The following is a 17,869-nucleotide window of genomic DNA, read 5'->3' on the forward strand; positions in this document are numbered from 1 at the left end:
TACGAAACAAGCAACTACATATACAATTCGAGGTGTTTAACATGATAAAACATGATGCCGTAAGAAACATTTGGGTACTTGAAGGAAATCATATTTCCTATGCGCTAGGATTAAGTGATCTGGGCACGATCAATCATATTTATTTTGGTGAAAAGCTTCCGCACCTATCGGATTATCCGAGTGCGAGTAGTATTGCACATTTCCCCTATACACTTGGCAGTGAACTGAGCGAAGAGGAATATATGGGATGGGGAAAAGCGAAATTTACAGAGCCAAGCTTGAAAGTCACCTTTCATGATCATGTGAGGGATGTCATTTTGACATTTGTTGATTTTGAAATCAGTGAGAACGTACTTGTTCTGAACCTGAAAGATACCTACTATGCTTTACATGTGAAGCTAACTTACAAGATGATCGCGGATTGTGATCTCATTGAAAGGTATTGTGAGATTAGTAATCGCAGCGAGAACAATATGACGTTGGAACAAGCCTTAACTGGCTCCATTTACTTACCGCGAGAGAAGGATTACAGACTTACGTATCTTACGGGACGTTGGTCTGGAGAAACGCAATTAAATAGGGTTACGCTTCCAGATACGAAGCTTGTTCTTGAAAGCAGACGAGGTACGACCAGTCACTTTGCCAATCCCTTTTTCATGTTGGATCGGGGAGGTAAAGCAGATGAGACGCAGGGAGAAGTATACTTCGGTGCATTAGCATTTAGCGGCAACTGGAAAATCGCCATTGAAAAAGACAAATTTAACATGGTGAAAATAAGTGCAGGGGTGAATGATTTTGATTTTTCCTGGCATTTGAAGCCTGGAGAGACCTTTCGTACGCCAACCTACATCGTTGGATATGTAAATAAAGGGTTTGGCGAAGCCAGCAGAAATCTACATACCTATCAACGGAACTACGTGCTGCCGATTGAGAATCGAACAAAGCTGAGGAAAACGCTCTATAATTCATGGGATGCTACCGCTTTCGATATCAATGAAGATCAACAGATCAAGCTTGCAGAGATTGCATCTTCCGTCGGAGTTGAGCTGTTTGTCATGGATGATGGATGGTTTGGCGCACGCAATTCTGATCGAGCAGGTCTTGGAGATTGGGTGGTTAATCCCACTAAATTTCCGAACGGATTACACGGCCAGATTCGTAAAATAAACGATTTAGGCATGGATTTTGGACTATGGGTGGAGCCGGAAATGGTGAATCCCGATAGCGATTTGTATCGAGCGCATCCGGATTGGGTCTACCATTTTGAGACACGAGAGCGAACGCTTATTAGAAATCAGCTTATTTTAAATCTGGCTAGAGCTGATGTAAGAGCATACATTTATGAGTCCATAGACAGACTGCTTTCCGAGCATGCCATTGCTTTTATCAAGTGGGACATGAATCGCAACTTCAGTGAACCTGGCTATCCTTCCATGCCCCCAGAGGAGCAGAGGGGAATTTGGGTAAGGCATGCAAGGGGCGTTTATGAAATCATGGACAAGTTAAAGAAAAAACATCCTAACGTTATCTTCCAATCCTGCTCGGGTGGAGGCGGCCGGGTGGATATGGGCATTTTACAGTATTTTGATCAGGTCTGGACCAGCGATAATAATGATGCATTTGACCGGTTGCGCATTCAAGAAGGGTTCTCGTATGCCTATTGTGCCAAAATCATGGAAGCGTGGGTTTCCGACGAAGTAAACTGGGTTAATGGCAGAAAGCTTTCATTAGCCTATCGGTTTCATTCCGCGATGATGGGAGATTTGGGCATTGGAGAAGACCTGTTGAAATGGAGTGACGAAGAAAAGCAAGAAGCGAAAGAGCTTATTCATCTATATAAAGAGATTAGGCCGATTATTCAGCATGGGAATCTTTATCGATTGCTTTCCGTAAGGGAAAATCAGTTGGCTTCGGCTATGTATGTGAGTGAAAATCAAGAAGAGGCGGTCGTTTTTGCCTTCCTACACTCGAATAACTTTGCAGATGAGTTGCCACGCATTCGTTTGCAGGGCTTAGATGAGCAGACGCTGTATCAAGTTGATGGCGCGGAGCAACCCCTCAGCGGAAAAGCTTTAATGAAAATGGGGATTAAAGTTGATTTAAGAGGAGATTTTCAAAGTACGGTTATTAGAATTCATAAAATGTATTAATGTACGTTTTCCGCAAAATAGTGCAGGTTTATTTCAAGATTATACATGTTAAACTAGGGGCTCCAAAATGTATACTAACTCATAGGAAGTCAGTAGATAAATAGTTTGCCAATCACATGCTATATTCCATTAGGAATATAGCATGTTGACTAATAGAAGGATAAGGAGTTGTCGATTGATGGCTGAATATGATCTGAAACAACGGATGGAAAGATATAAGGGCATTTTTATAAAACCACCTGAACATATACCTTCTACCAAAGTGGTCGATGCTCCTTTAATTGGAAATGGTGATGTCGGCGTTGCAATAAGTGGTTCACCTGAACAACAACGTCTATGGATATCGAAAGCAGATTTTTGGAAATCAAAGCGAATATTTATGAATGGAACCCCATGTCTACTAGGTGGAGTAGATATTCACATTCCAGCGCTTAAAGAAGCTACCTATTATTGTGAACAACGCTTGCTTGAAGCAGAGGTAGTATCAACTTTTCAAAGTAGGCATACAACAGTTACGATGAAATGCTGGGTTTCGGCAACTGACAATGTGGTAGTAGCTGAATTAACTGCTGAAGGCCAAGCTGTATCCGTTAAGGTTGACTTGTGGGTCCAATCGGGAAACGAATCTTCAACGGAATATGGTCAGAATCGTGATGTCTCATGGGGGACTCGCAAATTTACAGGTGACGACTTGGATTGGACGACTGAAGGTGTCCTTGCCTTACGAAGTCTAAATCAGGAGAGCAATGAATTTACACTGCTGCCTGGGGAAACATCCTACATGATTATCAACGCGATGACGAATCATGAGCAAACCAACTACTTTCAAGAGTCCATTGAAGCCGTAGCACGATTAGATGAAGCAGCTATTCAAAAAATTCATTCCAAGCATAACAATTGGTGGAGGCAGTTCTGGGAGAAGTCCATGATTGAAATCGGTGATGAGGTACTGGAGAAATTCTGGTATGGCTCCCACTATATTATGGCTTCTTGTAGTCGAAATAAGCAGTTTCCTCCTGGTTTATTTGGGAATTGGATAACAACAGATCAACCTGAATGGGCTGGAGACTATCATTTAAACTACAACTATCAAGCACCTTGGTGGGGAGTGTATTCGTCCAATCATGTAGAGTTAAGTGAGCCGTATGACCAGCCATTGCTCGACTATATGACGAATGGGCGTCAATATGCTGCACAATATCTAGGTTGCAGAGGAATTTATTATGATGTTGGTGTAGGACCCAAAGGACTGCCAACCGGATTATGCCATACCGTGTATGAGGATGGACATATGTTTATGGGGCAGAAAAGCAATGCAGCGCTATGTACAGTAAACATGCTAATGCGTTATTATCACACGTATGATTTACAATATATGGATCAAGTTGCCTATCCATTTCTGATTGAAGTGGCCGATTTCTGGGAGGATTATTTGACGTTTGAGGATAATCGCTATGTCATTTATCGTGATGCCATTCATGAAGTTCCTACGTATACAGACTCACATGAAGATGATGATGATTGGGCAAAAGGTTTCGATGATATGAACCCGATTGTTTCATTAGGGCTAATCCGTATGTTGTTCAAAGGCTTGCTCGATATTTCAGAAGACCTTGGCGTCAATGCAGAAAGACGTGAAAAGTGGACACATATTGTACAGCATATCAGCAATTTCCCAACATATACCCACAATGAAAAAACGATATTCCGTTTAACTGAAGAGGGAATGGCGTGGAGTGATGGTAATACGCTTGCCATTCAACATATTTGGCCAGTTGGCGCAATTGGCCTTGACTCAGAGCCACTGTTGCTCGAAATTGCCAAAGATACAATAACTTCGTTAAATCGCTGGACAGATTATAACGGTTTTCCAACGATATTTACAGCTGCAGCACGGGTGGGATACGACCCAGATATCATCTTGCGAGAACTTCGCCGCCAGTGTACGGATCATAGCTATCCGAACTTATTTATCTTCTTTGGTGGAGGTGGCATCGAATGCTGCAGCGGTGTGCCTTCTGCAATTAATGAAATGCTGATGCAAAGCCATGAGCATAAAATTAGGTTGTTTCCCGTTTGGCCACGCGAAAAAAATGCGCGTTTTTCATGTTTAAGGGCAGTTGGAGCATTTCTTGTTTCGAGTGAGTTGTCAAATGGAAGCGTATCAGCTATTGAAATTAAAAGCGAGAAAGGGAAGCGTTGCTACATTGTAAATCCATGGTTAAACAATGATGTCCACATAGTAGAACAAGGCGAACCGATGCAGGAAATAGCGTGGCAGTTGTCTGGAAATGTGATTTCTTTTGATACGAAGATAGGGAAAACCTATTCGCTCCGGAATGGTCTGTGATTAAAGGAATAACCTCCAGTTCATTATAAGATTAGGAAGGAAGATTACAATGTCAAAAATCAAAGAAGTGCTTGTGCTGCATCACAGCCATATGGATGTTGGATATACACATGCGCAGCCTATTTTACTGGAAATGCAAAGGCATTATATCGATCAAGCTTTGGATCTGTGCGAACTCACTGAGGATTGGGCGGAGGTCAATCGATTCCGATGGACGTGCGAGTCAAGCTATCCGGTTATGCGCTGGTTGGAAAAGGCGAAGCCAGATCAAGTCGATCGCTTTAAACATTTCTTGCACAACGGTCAAATGAGTATCTCTGGCTCCTACATGCATACGACGCCGCTCTGCACGGCGGAGGAACTCGCGAAGATGCTGTACCCGATCCGTCACTTGCGAAGCCAATTCGATATTGAAATAAAGACAGCCATTCATCATGACATTAACGGTCAGCCATGGACCTATAACCAGTTGCTGCTTGATGCCGGCATCGAGTTTCTCATTATGGGCATCAACATCCACTTTGGCGGCGTTCCTTTCAATAGGCCGAACGCGTTTCACTGGCAAGCGCCAGATCGCAGAAAATTGCTAACCTTCAATGGCGAACATTATTCGCTTTTCAGCCAGATTTGCGACGTCAATGCGATGAATACGGACATCATGGCTCAAGGTCTATCGAAATATTTACGTAAAATTGAATCAAACTCGGAATATCCATTTGATTTTGCTTATTTAACCGCAACGAATTTGCCGCTGTACGATAACAATCCGCCAGACCGCGATTTGGCACAATTGCTGAAAACTTGGAATGGTGAAGACAGAGGCATTCAGATCTCGTTCGTAACGCCCGAACAATTATATGCAAGAGTTAACGAGCATGCGGCGAGATTGCCTGTTCATGCAGGAGATTGGACGGACTATTGGAATTTTGGTTCAGCTAGTTCCGCCAAAGAAACCAAACTGAATCGCAGAACCAAGCAAGGGATGAAAGCGGTTGAGCTGCTGGATGCCTTTGGGCAAGTAGAAGATCCATCTTTTACCGAAACGAAACAGGAAGCTTGGAATCAAATCCAGTTGTATGATGAGCACACCTGGGGGGCATCTGATTCGGTTTGGAAGCCTGATCATCTGGGTGTTGACATCCAATGGATGCATAAAGCCCATTATGCCTATATGGCAAATAGTTTAACAGGCTACCTGCTGAATACGCATTTGGAGAAGCTTGCGAACAATCCTTTGCAATCGCTAACGCCAGAAGGCATCATGCTCATCAATCCATCTTCGGTGGCTGTGACGCACGACTTACAGATTCCTTCCAGTTTTCGATTGCCAGGGAGACATTTAAGTGCGGACCGCATGCGACAAGTGTTGATGAATATCGAACATAATCATATGGGGGCAAGCTATGGCACGGTTACGCTACCTCCATTTAGCTGGCGCAAGATTCCATTTCAAGGGCTTAGGGAAGTTGAATTGTCACAGGAGATACAGGCGAGCAAGGGTGTTATTGGCACGGATGGCGAAGGACCTTGGTTTAGAGAGATTACAGTGGAGCAGGGTGCAATTGAAACCCCATTCCATTCCTGCAGCTTCGATCCTTTAACAGGTCGAATTACGAGTTTATTTGATAAGCAGCAAAGTTGGGAAGTGCTCGATCCATCCAGCCCGTGGACCTTGTTCCAATACGTTCAGGAGACGGTTGATACGGTTTATCATCAGAATAACCGAAGCGCCATCCACCCTAGAGATATTGAAGATGGCAACAACAGCATTAGCCAATGGAACCATAACTGGAAGGCTAAAAGACTTACCTATACAAAATTCAATTACTGCCGTGTAGAGCGAAGCGCGCATAGCGCAACATTGATTATTAGTTGGGACGCACCAGGCGTGGAGCAGCTGGAGCAGAGATTCACCTTCTTTAGCTACAAGCCAGATATTGAAATGAAGGCCTCCTTCTTCAAACAAGACATCACGACACCTGAAGGGACTTATTTCGCATTACCGTTAAATTTGCAGGCGTGGCGCTGCCATTATGATACGGCCGGTCAATTGGTTGAATTGGATGCACAGCAATTGCCAGGTGTGTCCAGGGATTTTATTACGATAGATAAGAGCGTTTCTGTGTACGATGGACTGCATGGTGTTACCATGAGCTGTCCAGATGCACCGCTTGTTCAGGTTGGTGACTTCAATTTCGGCAAAGAACAGAAGGCGATTGAGAAGAAAGAAAAGCCTATTCTGCTGGCTTGGCCAATGAATAATTACTGGGATACGAACTTTCGAGCTCGTCAACCAGGTCTTGTTTCGTTCACGTATATCCTATCTACCTTTCATGCCTTCGATCCGGTGGATACGATGATCTCGGCTACTCGAGCCGTTTCATCCGTACTTGCAACGCCTGTCGTCGATTGTGAAGAGGAAAGTGCAGGCCAATTTGTTGAAGTAAGCGAAGATTGCGTTCAACTATTCGATTTGAAGCCGGTGGAGGAAGGTAAGGGAATGCTAGTACGCCTTATCAACCACTCTGATCAAGAAGTCAATACAACATTGCGCTTTCCAAACCGCATGATCGAAACGGTATACAGAACGAATGTATTAGAAGAGATTCAATCGGAGATATCCGGTATTGATGAGGGTTCTTTTACCATTAAAATAGAAGCTAAACAAATGCAGTATATTCTTGTTAATCTGAAAGATAATCATGAATAGTAGGAAATAAGCCTGCAGGTGACGGTGCTTAAGCTTGAATGGAAGATTCGTCTTTCATTCAAGCTTTTTTTTGTGGAAATCCAGTGTAGAAATGTGCAGTTTTTGTTCATTTTTGTGCATGTTAAATAAAGTTCAAGAGTGTTATTAATATTATAAGGAAAAACCTGGAACAAACAATAAAGGGAAAGGATAACACACATGAGCCTTATAAAAGCTACTGGCGTCAAACGCGTATTCGGACGTGGCACGGGGGCTGTAACCGTGCTGAAAGGTGTTGATTTAGCCGTTCCACCCGGAAGCCTAATTGCTTTAAAAGGTCGTTCGGGTTCAGGGAAAACGACACTTATTAATCTGCTTGGCGCGTTAGATAGGCCAACAGAAGGATCCATACATTTTGCAGGTCGAGAACTAACCGAATGTACAGATCGCGAGCGTGATAAACTCCGGAGAACTGAAATTGGACTTATCTTTCAATCTTTTGCGCTGTTACCGTTAATGTCTGCCTATGAGAATGTGGATTTCGCACTTCGAATTGCTGGTGTCGATAAGAAGCAACGGCATATAGCCGCACTTCAGGCACTTGAACTTGTAGGTCTGAAGGCTCGTATGCACCACCGACCGTACGAGATGTCCGGCGGTGAGCAGCAGCGGACAACGATTGCTCGTGCAATTGCACATAAGCCGAAGCTGCTACTAGCAGACGAACCAACGGCGGAGCTCGACAGTAGAACAGGACTGCAAGTGATGAAAGTGCTTATGGAGCTAGTCCGGCACGAGGGAATGACCGTTATTATGACGACACACGATCCAGCCATCATGGAAATTGTCGATCAAGTATATGAATTGGAGGATGGGAAATTTGTTGCAACCCGCTAATCGATATATGTCAATCAAGCTCGCTATTGTGCTGGCTTGCTCACTGCTCTCCGGCTGTTCGCTTCTACCGAAGGAAGAGCAGGCGCTAGAGCCGCCGTTAGTGAAACCAACGCAGGAAAATTATAATACGGTAAAAGTGGAATTGGGCTCAGTTGCCAAGGAAGTGAAAGGAACAGGTATCTTCGAATCGACGAAAATGGATACCGCTCAGTTCACGAGTAACGGAGGGCGATTGGAGAAAATCAACGTGAAGTCCGGAGATCAGGTGAAAAAAGGAGATGTCCTCATACAGCTTACCTTCGATGGATTAGATCTTCAACTGAAAGAACAACAGCTTGCAATGGAGAAGGCAAAGTATGCGTTAAGAATTACCGAGCAAAATAAGGATAAAGATCCAGAAAGCGTCAAAATCGCAGGCCTACAGCTGGAAATCGAGCAAATCAAATACGATCGTCTTCAGCAATCTGTCAATGGTAAACAATTGAAGGCTAATATCGACGGTCGCGTGGTTTTTGTAACAGAACTGAAGCCAGGCAGCTTAATAGAGCCTTATCAGACGCTTGTACTTGTTGCCGATCCAAGTCAGCTTCGAATTGCATGGAGCCCTAACAATTCACAGAATACCCAAGAAGTCGGGCTGGGGATGAGCGCAGAGGTGGCACTGGAAAAAGGTGATCCCATCGTAGGAAAAGTTGTACAGATACCATCATCTGCTCCATTGACACAGAACAAAGATCTTGCTGAAAAATATGCAAAAACGTTGTACGTCGAAGTCGGGAAAATACCAGATGGTGTAGATATCGGTACTTCTGCGTCGATGACCATCTATTTGCAAAAACATGACAATGTCCTCAAAATTCCCATTAGTGGACTGCGTTCATATCTAAACCGAAATTATGTACAGGTGCTGGAGAATAAAGGACTAAGGGAATATGATGTGGAAACGGGTATCCAATCATCAACGGAAGTCGAAATAATTAAAGGTGTTAAAGAAGGACAAAACATCATTCTGCAAAATTAATCTTACCCCGACCTATGGAGCTGGAGGCTTTAGCCATGGCATTATTTAACATGATATTTCGCAAAATGATCCAAAATAAGTGGTTGGAAATTAGTCTCTTGCTAGGGCTTACAATAACTGTGGCACTTGTCAGCTCCATGCCAATCTATACGGAAGCAATATTATCACGTATGCTCGTCAAAGACTTAGATCGACAACAGCAGGATTCCAATACATATTCGGGTTCCTATTGGACTTCTATTTGGCTTGCTGGCAAGAAGGCCGATGAAATGAAAGATACATTGATCCAAGCTGAACGTTTTATGAGAACGGAAGCAGCTTCGGGATTTCATTTGCCGATCCAACAATTTGTTACGACACTAAGTACGTCTACGTTCGGAATTGAGCCAGATGCATCGAGCACAGCTGATCGCAACATCTCACGAACTGTCAACTTGACTTCCTCCTCAGGACTCAAGGACCACATCAAGCTTGTCGATGGTCGTATGCCGTCAGCGAAGCCGGTAAATGGCGTTTATGAAGTGCTCGTGACAGAGAAAACGTTCAATCAGCTTAAAACGGTTTTAGACAATGTGTTTATCGTAAATGAAAATAGTTCCTCCGAAAAGATACAGCTAAAGCCAGTCGGTATTTTCGAGAAAAAAACAGATCATGACTTGTATTTTTATAGTCCAGATTTGGACAGGTTTACATCTACAATGGTCATAGATGAAGAATTGTTTGATCAAGAGTTCGTGCAGAAAGCGAAACTGAAGCTGTTTAGCGCCGAATACTTTATAGCCATGGACTACACCAAAATGCGTGTGCATGATATAAAGGGTTTCTTGCAGACAAATGAAAATATTAAAAATTGGGTAAGTGGTTATGGCGCTGGTTCTTCCAATTATTCAAAGGTTCCTGGGCTAAGCACCATCCAAAGTTATGAGACCCGTGCCTCAAATTTACGTCTTCTCATTTGGTCGTTGAACGTACCTGTACTCATCATGCTCGCATTCTATATGTTTATGGTCTCGAATATGATTGTGGATCGGCAAAAGAACGAGATTGCCGTATTGCGAAGCAGAGGTGCCGCCAGATGGCAAATTATGCTGACCTTTGTCATGGAGGGCCTGATACTTAGCATCATCGCCTATCCTTGCGGAATTCTGTTAGGACTGCTCTTGACAAAAATTACGGGCGCCTCGAACGGATTTTTGGAGTTTGTCCAGCGTACAGCCTTGCCCGTGCAATTGAATAGTGAGGCGATTCAATACGGCTTGAAAGCACTGTTTTGTTCGCTCCTAACGATGCTAATTCCGGCATTTTTGGCAACGCGCGTAACGATTGTCGAACGCAAGCAGCAGTTGGCACGTGTGAAAAAGATGCCGATTTGGCATAAACTGTTTCTTGATGTGATCTTTCTTAGCATTGCAGCATATGGACTGCACTTGTTTAGAACACGAATGAAGACGTTGCTTAATCTTGGACTGAGCACAGGTGATTTGAAAATCGACCCTCTGCAGTTTTTATTGCCAACTCTGTTTATTTTCGGCTTTGGATTGTTGCTGCTGCGTCTTTATCCGTTCTTGATGAGGACTATATACTGGTTGGGTCGCAGTTGGTGGCCGCCTTCGATGTATGCGACATTGATTCAAGTTGGCCGATCGAGTAGCCAGTATCAGTTTCTAATGTTATTTCTTATCCTGACAATTGCGACCGGCGTATTCAGTGCGAGCGCTGCAAGAACGATCAACGATAATATGGAAGACCGAATCCGATACGGGATCGGTGCAGATGTCGTGATGCAGACGTGGTGGTCCAATGATGCTCCTCCCAAATCGGAAGGAAAGGCGCCTCCTAAGCGGATTCATTATGAAGAACCGCCTTTCGACCCAATAAAGAACTTTCCGAGTGTGGAAGAGGCAGCTAAAGTTTTCGTAAAGCCGAAAGCAAGTGTCACCGCCAGCCACTCAAACAACATCGCGACCTTAATGGCTGTCGATACGGACATTTTCGGCCGCACAGCATGGTTTCGTAATGGTTTGCTTTCCCATAGTTTCAATGAGTATTTGAATTTATTAGCTGACAATCCGAAAGCAGTACTTATCTCCAAAACGATGGCAGATAAAATGAAAATAAAGGTTGGCGATTCGATAAATTTAGGTTGGGATGGTGTTGATGCAAGATCGTTTATTGTATACGATGTCCTTGATTTTTTTCCAACCTTTAATCCAAATCCAGCAGAATCCAAAGAGAAAGCTCAGACACCCATGCTCGTCGTTGCCAATCTGAAGCAAGTGCAATCCGTGCTTGCGATTGAACCTTATCAGGTTTGGCTGAAATTGAAGTCAGGTGCTTCGATGAACGCTTTGTATCAAGAAATGCAAGATAACAAACTTTCGGTCGTTTCAATGAGCGATACCAAATCCGAAATACTGAGAGCCAAGAACGATCCGTTCCTACTATCGATTAACGGCGTATTATCGCTTGGCTTCATCATCTCACTTGGTGTAAGTTTCATCGGTTTCCTTCTCTACTGGATGCTTGCGCTGCGTGGCAGAACTCTGCAGAACGGCGTTTTGCGGGCAATCGGAATTTCGTTTCGTTCACTCATCGGTATGCTCATTGCCGAGCAGGTGTTTACTTCCGGTTCTGCGATTCTAATTGGTATGTTGACCGGAAATGTGACAAGCAGGTTGTATGTGCCTGTTTTTCAAACTGCATTTGATGCGAAAAAGCTAGTTCCGCCTTTTGAGGTTATGTTCAATCCCATTGATACCCTACGCCTCTATATCGTTATAATCATGATGCTAGTGACGGGACTTTGCATACTCGGATTTATGCTAACCCGTATCAACATGCATCAGGCTCTGAAGCTAGGGGAGGATTAAATCATGATTCAATGCGAAGGATTAGTGAAAATATACAAAGTAGATGAACTCGAGGTGTTTGCGCTGCAAGGATTGGATTTGCAGGTAGAGACCGGAGAACTGATGGCGATCATCGGCAACAGCGGAAGCGGCAAATCAACACTGTTGAATATGCTTGGCGGGCTTGACCGGCCATCGGCAGGAAGCTTGATGGTTGATGGGAAAGATTTATTGAAATTCACAGAACGCGATTTTGTTACCTATAAACGAGAATCTGTAGGTTTTGTTTGGCAAAACAATGCGCGTAATCTGATTCCGTACTTAACCGCACTGGAAAACATTGAGATGCCGATGATGTTGATGGGCAAACCGAAACGTCTAAGGGCGCTCGAACTCCTGGATTCGGTTGGATTAAGCCACCGGGCGAATAACAAGCTGCACCAATTGTCGGGAGGGGAGCAACAACGTGTCGCAATCGCAATTGCGCTTGCCAATCATCCCAAACTGCTGTTAGCTGATGAGCCTACTGGCTCGGTTGATTCGCGTATGGCATCACAAATTCTCAACCTGTTTCGCAGGCTGAATCGGGAACTCGGCATCACGATCGTCATCGTGACGCACGATCCTGAGTTAGCGAAGAATGTAGATAGAGTTGTAGCCATTAGAGACGGTAAAATCTCATCGGAAATGTTACGCAAACGCGCTTACAGTGAAGAACTAACTGAGCTTGAGCAGGGCTGCGCTATAGATGAACAGGAAACACATGTTGAATATGTGGTGCTGGATAAAGCAGGTCGCCTGCAGTTGCCAAATGGCTATCTTGAAACATTGGGGTTAAAGAAGGCGAATAAGGTGAAAGTCGAATTTGCTCAGGGCAGCATTGTGTTGTCGCCACCTGAGTAGGTGTTAAAATAGGAATTCCCGCTGCTTTTTTCTCCTCGAGAAAGGCAGTTTTTTTTATGCTTAAATAAGTGGAAAAATTCTATTAACAATTGAGAACATTGAGGTTAAACTATTCATAGATTACAGATGTGCGAATCAAGCCCAATAATTCACCAAGGAGATAGTCATGAAAAATATCATAAAAAAGATGAACTCCTCATTGTTCGCAAAGGTTTTTATTGCCGTTATTTTTATTCAAACGATCATTATTTTGATGGGTGGTCAACTGAACATTATCCGTGTAGATCGATTTATTCAAGACCGGGAGTATGAGTATGCTCGCACAGATTTACGTAATATCCAGGATGTTTATAATCATAAATTACAGCAAATCCGCTCAAACGTATTCTCCTTGTTTTTTGAAACCAATCAAAGCGAATCTGTGTTAGAGAAAATCAAAAGATATAAAGGAACCACACAAGCTGATGAATTAAAGGTGAAAGCGGAAATTGAACAAATGCTGCAGTCCATGGCTTATGCAGACATGAACATACATTCGATATCGTTTATAAGAAATACGGATGAGACAAATTTCGCATTCGTCAGGTATTTTGATCCAAGACGATTGCCTAATTTCAAAACAATGACTTCACTTTTGAATGATGAATACGTGAGAGTGTACCCAGTAGCAGAAGCAGGAATGAACGAAAGCCTCGGTAACAACGCGTTAGTTTTTATATTAAAGTTGAACGATCCAGGTGATCTTGTGAGAAGTAAGCCTGTTGGTAACCTGATTGTAAGCATGAATACTTCGTTTTTGCAACAAGAGGGAGGTCATCTCAGGTCAGATTCCATGGTCGAATTAAAGAATGCTAACGGAAGGATCCGGATGTGGGGCAACGCCATTCCGATGGAGGATCGTCAGTCAAATATCGATACGGAACAGCTTTCCTCGACCAATTATTTCGTTACGCAAGTCAGCAACTCGACGGATGACATGACTTTTACGATGATGATTTCCAAAGAAAAACTGATCGATAACATACGTGCTATGAAGAAAAATGAATGGATTACACTCGCGGCTATCATTGTCTTAAATATATTCGTGGCTTATTATATCACTAGGGTGTTGTCTAAGCGGGTCAACACCTTGACTCGAAATATGCGAAAATATAAACCTGGAGAATTCATCCAGCCGATCCAAATACAAAAAAAAGATGAATTCACCGTTTTGGAAGATACATATAACCAATTGATTCAAAAGTTAACTGAATTCATCCAAAAGGAATATGTCCTCGAGATCAAGTCGAAAGAGGCGGAGCTGCAGTTGCTTCACTCACAGGTCAACCCGCACTTTTTATCCAATATGTTGGAAATCGTTCGTATGCAGGCCATCAAAGAAAATAACTTAAGTCTGTCTGACACGATCTATCGGTTAAGCGAAATTTTCAGATGGAATATCAGAAATAAAGAAACGGACGTGACGCTTTACGAGGAGCTATACTATGTTGAATATTACTTGAAGCTCCAAGAATTCCGTTATCCCAAATTGCAATTTCACATTGACTTCCCGGCTCATCTTCAAAATCAACGAATCGTCAAGTTTTCAGTGCAACCGATCATTGAGAATATTTTCAAGCATGCTATGAATAAAGGAAAAGAAATTGAAATTCAAATTAAAGTGTCAGAAGATCAAAATATGATCAAAATAACCGTCATGGATAATGGGAAAGGAATTGCGCTGGATGAGCTGGTTCGACTAAGAGCTAGTCTCCAAATGCCCATTTTGGATTCGAAAGATATGCCATCCATTGGAATCATGAATGTGCATGCAAGACTGCGGTTAATCTTCGGGGAGCAATTCGGATTGGACATCGATAGTCGGATCGGCGAAGGTACTGAAATTACACTTAATATTCCGAGAATCGAGGTGAATCCATGAGTCAATTTATGCGAAAAGTAATCATTGTCGACGATGAGCCGATGATCCGAGAAGGTTTGAATGCGATGATCGATTGGGAGAGCTTAGGTTTCGAAGTAGTTGGATTGTTTGAAGATGGGGAGGATGCGTGGGAGTTTCTTCAAACTAATAAGCAAATTGACTTGGTTATTACGGATATTCAAATGGATGTTTGCACAGGACTGGAATTGCTAAGTAGGATCCGAAAGGCCGATTATCGCTTCAGAGTTCTGATCATTAGCGGATACGACGAGTTTCGTTATCTTCGCGAAGCAATGACGATGGGCATAGACAACTATTTGTTAAAGCCGATCAATAAAGATGAGCTGATAAGTTCACTGGGGCAAATTCAGGAATCACTTCTCATAGAGTACCGTAAATCCCAAGAGTTGTTCGAAGGAACGCTGCTCATGAAAAATAATATGTTGAATCAGATCGTGATGAACAACTACTCTATACGAGACGTCAACGAGAAGTGCGAAATGTTGAATATCAACCTTCAAGAGGGCGCTTTTCAAGTCGTTGTCATGGATACGATCACAAGACAAAAGAATGTTCCGTTGTTAGAAGAGAGGCAACTCTGCGAATTTGCGATTCGTAATGTGGCTCAAGAAGCGATCGGGGGAAATGGCAGCGTATACATCTTTGGGAATCAAAGTAGCCAAACGATTTTCTTATTTGCTGGAATTAAACAATCCAGCCAAGCTGCAATAAGTAACCGAATGAAAGATATTACGGATTTAATACTGAATGTACTAAAAATTCAAGTCGTTGCGTTCATCGGTAGGCCCTGTGCGTTCTGGAGAGATATTCATCTATCTTATCAAAGCGCGATGGAGTTGTATGACTATCGCTATTTCGTCGAATCCGCATCGGTCATCGATTATACGAAGAAGGATCGGGAAACGAAGATAGAAGCTTTATCCAAGGAACTGGGCATCAGTCATTTAAATCAATTATTGGAAAATCAAGCATTTGAGGAAATTCTCGTTGAGTTGGAATGTGTTGGAAAACGATTACAAGAGATCCAGGTACCAGATATTCATTTAATCCGAACTGCTCTAATCGACTTTGCATTAAGATGTTTGAGTAATCTGCGCGAAATGGAATTTGAGATCCATGAGCACACAAGCGACTTTCAGAAGTTAGTAGATGAGCTTTTCTATGCCGACAGCAAGGAGAAGTTGTACGAGCATTTTTGGCAAATAGCCAGTAAGCTGCTTCAAACTTTGCAGAAACTTAAGATGAACAGAAATACGAATATCGTGGAGAGAGTGATTAAATTCATCGATGCTCACTATATGGATGGCTTGACCCTGCAGCAATTATCGCAGCAGTTTCATATCTCGGCGCCTTATCTTGGAAAGCGTCTTAAGATCGAATTAGGGCAGCAATTCAACGAGTATTTGCATCATGTGCGAATTAACAAGGCGAAAAATCTTTTATTGATTTCCGATGAAAATGCCAAGGATATCGCCGGAAAAGTTGGCTATACCGAGACGAATTACTTTTTCAGTCAGTTCAAAAGAATTACTGGCAAATCCCCCATGGAATTTAAAAAAGGAATATAAACCATGTATGATAAATGCCTCGGGATCATTTCCATATCCTGGGGCATTTTTTAATTGGAACAGTTTAGAAATTAAAACTGCATTAATATATAGAGTCAAACTTTAATTTCTGCACTTTTTGTCGACAAAAGTAGATTATATAATAAAAATGTAAAACAAATCACTCAATAGGGGGCACTAAAATGAAAAAATTCTTGACCTTGAGCATGGCGATGCTCGTTACGACATCCCTTGCTGCATGCGGTACATCCAATTCGTCTACTAGTTCACCGAGTTCATCCGCAACTGCTTCGGCAGCTCCTGCGAAAGCTGCCGAAGCAACGCCAGCTGAACTAAGTGTACTTGTGTTTGAAACACCTAACTTGACAGCACAGTTTTGGGATGCCGCGATTAAGAGATTTACGGACAAACATCCTAACATTAAGATTAACAAAATCGTATCCCCAGATACAGATCGTACAAAATACGCAAAACAATTGCTTGCGACAGGTCAGTTCCCAGACGTGTTAATGTCTATATCCGCTCAAGATTTCCTAGCTTCCAAATCGATTATGGCATTCGAAGATCAATATGTTAAAAGAGTTCCAGGTGCAGACGGGCTTGCAATTGACGGAAAGGTTTATCAGCTTCCTTGGGGTGCGCAAACGATCCCTTACATTTACTATAACAAAAAAATGTTCGCAACCGCTGGCGTGACTGAACCGAAAACTTGGAAAGAATTCGTGGATGTCACTGCAAAGCTTAAAGCTTCCGGCGTAACGCCATTGCTGTATGGTGGCGCTAAAGATCCTTGGTCAACGACGTTCCTGTTGGACGGCATTATCAGTGCAGATGTCTATGGCAAAACACCAGACTGGGTCAGCAAACGTAAAAAAGGTGAAGTGAAGTTCTCCGATCCGTTGTTTAAAAATGCTGTGCTGAAATGGAAGAGCCTATATGATTCCAAATCCTTCAACGAAGACGGATTAAGTATCGGCTACTCTCAATTGCAAGAAGCATTCCTCAAAGGCAAAGGCGCGATGTATCCGATGGGGTCTTGGTTCGTAGCTGCTGCTGATGGTCAGAAAGATATCGAAGTTGGCGTATTCCCGGTACCTACCGATGATGGATCCGTCCTCAGCGCATATTCAGTTGGCGGTCCTGCTTTTGTTAGCGCTTCGAGTAAATTCCCTGCAGCGGCGCAAGAGTTCGCAACAGCATTCGTAACTGATCCACAGAATGTCGTTGAAATTGTTAAATCTGATGCTTTAATTCCGTTAGAAGGCCAGAAAGTGGATTTCAAATATTCACCATTGTTCCAAAAAGTTATTGATATCAATACGCAAGGCAAGAAAATTAATGCATTCGGATGGGAAAACGGCGACGCAGCCATGATTACCGGCATGACGGATGAAATTAACAAATCTGCTCAAAATATTATTCTTGGCAAGTCCGTAGATTCAGAATTGGCGGCACTGGATAAAAAATGGGATGAAATTGCTGCGCGCACGAAGTAAAGCT

At 42.9% G+C, this 17,869-nt stretch carries 10 protein-coding genes; all 10 read left to right on the forward strand.

What is annotated here, in order from left to right; genetic code table 11:
* Nucleotides 1-41 precede the first annotated feature (41 nt).
* The 10 genes from AC58PQ_RS05740 (at nt 42) to AC58PQ_RS05785 (ending at nt 17,865) form a co-directional block, all read left to right on the forward strand.
* Nucleotides 42-2,150 carry an alpha-galactosidase gene (locus tag AC58PQ_RS05740; RefSeq protein ID WP_497240997.1) on the forward strand — a complete coding sequence of 703 codons (2,109 nt, stop codon included), beginning with the start codon at nt 42-44 and terminating at the stop codon, nt 2,148-2,150.
* 178 nt (nt 2,151-2,328) lie between these two features.
* The gene (locus AC58PQ_RS05745; protein ID WP_497240998.1) at nt 2,329-4,500 is read left to right on the forward strand and encodes a glycosyl hydrolase family 95 catalytic domain-containing protein; all 2,172 of its coding nucleotides are present in this window, start codon (nt 2,329-2,331) and stop codon (nt 4,498-4,500) included.
* 49 nt (nt 4,501-4,549) lie between these two features.
* Nucleotides 4,550-7,210: a glycoside hydrolase family 38 N-terminal domain-containing protein gene (locus AC58PQ_RS05750; protein ID WP_497240999.1), complete on the forward strand. Its 2,661-nt coding sequence runs from the start codon at nt 4,550-4,552 to the stop codon at nt 7,208-7,210.
* A gap of 198 nt (nt 7,211-7,408) precedes the next feature.
* A complete protein-coding gene (locus AC58PQ_RS05755; protein WP_497241000.1) occupies nt 7,409-8,086 on the forward strand; it encodes an ABC transporter ATP-binding protein in 678 nt (225 codons plus the stop codon).
* Entirely contained in the window at nt 8,070-9,107 is a 1,038-nt protein-coding gene (locus AC58PQ_RS05760; protein WP_497241001.1) for an efflux RND transporter periplasmic adaptor subunit, read from the forward strand. The genes AC58PQ_RS05755 and AC58PQ_RS05760 overlap by 17 nt, the downstream gene beginning before the upstream one ends.
* A 35-nt stretch (nt 9,108-9,142) precedes the next feature.
* Complete coding sequence (locus AC58PQ_RS05765; RefSeq protein WP_497241002.1) at nt 9,143-11,977, forward strand: ABC transporter permease; 2,835 nt, start codon at nt 9,143-9,145, stop codon at nt 11,975-11,977.
* Between the two features lie 3 nt (nt 11,978-11,980).
* On the forward strand, nt 11,981-12,859 hold the full coding sequence (locus AC58PQ_RS05770; RefSeq protein WP_497241003.1) for an ABC transporter ATP-binding protein: 879 nt from the start codon (nt 11,981-11,983) through the stop codon (nt 12,857-12,859).
* Nucleotides 12,860-13,025: 166 nt separating this feature from the next.
* Nucleotides 13,026-14,780, forward strand: a complete 1,755-nt coding sequence (locus tag AC58PQ_RS05775) for a sensor histidine kinase (RefSeq protein ID WP_497241004.1) — start codon at nt 13,026-13,028, stop codon at nt 14,778-14,780.
* Entirely contained in the window at nt 14,777-16,369 is a 1,593-nt protein-coding gene (locus tag AC58PQ_RS05780) for a response regulator (RefSeq protein WP_497241005.1), read from the forward strand. Before AC58PQ_RS05775 ends, AC58PQ_RS05780 begins: the two co-directional genes overlap by 4 nt.
* Nucleotides 16,370-16,551: 182 nt before the next feature.
* Entirely contained in the window at nt 16,552-17,865 is a 1,314-nt protein-coding gene (locus AC58PQ_RS05785; protein WP_497241006.1) for an ABC transporter substrate-binding protein, read from the forward strand.
* Nucleotides 17,866-17,869 lie beyond the last annotated feature (4 nt).

The sequence above is a fragment of the Paenibacillus sp. J22P143 genome, assembly GCF_059692035.1.

What these genes read in the sequence shown, in the direction of transcription:
- AC58PQ_RS05740 (WP_497240997.1), top strand. Translation starts at nt 42, where the DNA reads ATGATAAAACATGATGCCGTAAGAAACATTTGGGTACTTGAAGGAAAT.
- AC58PQ_RS05745 (WP_497240998.1), top strand. Translation starts at nt 2,329, where the DNA reads ATGGCTGAATATGATCTGAAACAACGGATGGAAAGATATAAGGGCATT.
- AC58PQ_RS05750 (WP_497240999.1), top strand. Translation starts at nt 4,550, where the DNA reads ATGTCAAAAATCAAAGAAGTGCTTGTGCTGCATCACAGCCATATGGAT.
- AC58PQ_RS05755 (WP_497241000.1), top strand. Translation starts at nt 7,409, where the DNA reads ATGAGCCTTATAAAAGCTACTGGCGTCAAACGCGTATTCGGACGTGGC.
- AC58PQ_RS05765 (WP_497241002.1), top strand. Translation starts at nt 9,143, where the DNA reads ATGGCATTATTTAACATGATATTTCGCAAAATGATCCAAAATAAGTGG.
- AC58PQ_RS05770 (WP_497241003.1), top strand. Translation starts at nt 11,981, where the DNA reads ATGATTCAATGCGAAGGATTAGTGAAAATATACAAAGTAGATGAACTC.
- AC58PQ_RS05775 (WP_497241004.1), top strand. Translation starts at nt 13,026, where the DNA reads ATGAAAAATATCATAAAAAAGATGAACTCCTCATTGTTCGCAAAGGTT.
- AC58PQ_RS05780 (WP_497241005.1), top strand. Translation starts at nt 14,777, where the DNA reads ATGAGTCAATTTATGCGAAAAGTAATCATTGTCGACGATGAGCCGATG.
- AC58PQ_RS05785 (WP_497241006.1), top strand. Translation starts at nt 16,552, where the DNA reads ATGAAAAAATTCTTGACCTTGAGCATGGCGATGCTCGTTACGACATCC.